This window comes from Grimontia marina, assembly GCF_900060185.1.
Taxonomy (GTDB): Bacteria; Pseudomonadota; Gammaproteobacteria; order Enterobacterales; family Vibrionaceae; genus Enterovibrio; species Enterovibrio marinus.
Genome location: NZ_FIZY01000270.1, coordinates 1 through 561, shown reverse-complemented (window position 1 = coordinate 561; position 561 = coordinate 1). Strand labels below are relative to the sequence as shown.

Here is a 561-nt window from a genome sequence, read left to right as displayed (position 1 = left end):
AAGAAGCGATGAAACCAAGAACACTTGAATGTGTTTGGTGTTAACTCCGTAGAGTCAACATTTGAGAACTTTTACAAACAAACTCATTTGAGTTTGTTTAGTCAGCTTTCCAGATTTTTAAAGAGCAAAGTGATGTTAAAACCACTTTCTAAATATTCTCGCAAGAACACTTAAAGAGTGGTGGAGCTAGACGGGATCGAACCGTCGACCTCTTGCATGCCATGCAAGCGCTCTCCCAGCTGAGCTATAGCCCCAAAGCTTGGTCTTTTTTCTTATTCGAGGCATGACTTGAGGAAGTTTAGGAACCTAAACGACGAGAGTCACAACAAAGAAGAAGGAAAAAGTGGTGGGCGATACCGGGCTCGAACCAGTGACCCCCTCCTTGTAAGGGAGGTGCTCTCCCAACTGAGCTAATCGCCCACATATGTTTGCTCTCACCTTTAAAAAGGCAAAACCCAAACTGAGTTTTACATCCTCTGTGGAGAAGATGGTGGGTCGTGCAGGATTCGAACCTGCGACCAATTGATTAAAAGTCAACTGCTCTACCAACTGAGCTAACGA

The 561-nt window shown here is 44.4% G+C and carries 2 tRNA genes; both read right to left on the bottom strand.

From position 1 onward, the window contains the following. Nucleotides 1-178: 178 nt before the first annotated feature. Nucleotides 179-254, bottom strand: a tRNA-Ala gene (locus GMA8713_RS26375). A gap of 90 nt (nucleotides 255-344) precedes the next feature. After that, nucleotides 345-420: transfer RNA gene (locus GMA8713_RS26370), tRNA-Val, on the bottom strand. Between the last annotated feature and the right edge of the window lie 141 nt (nucleotides 421-561).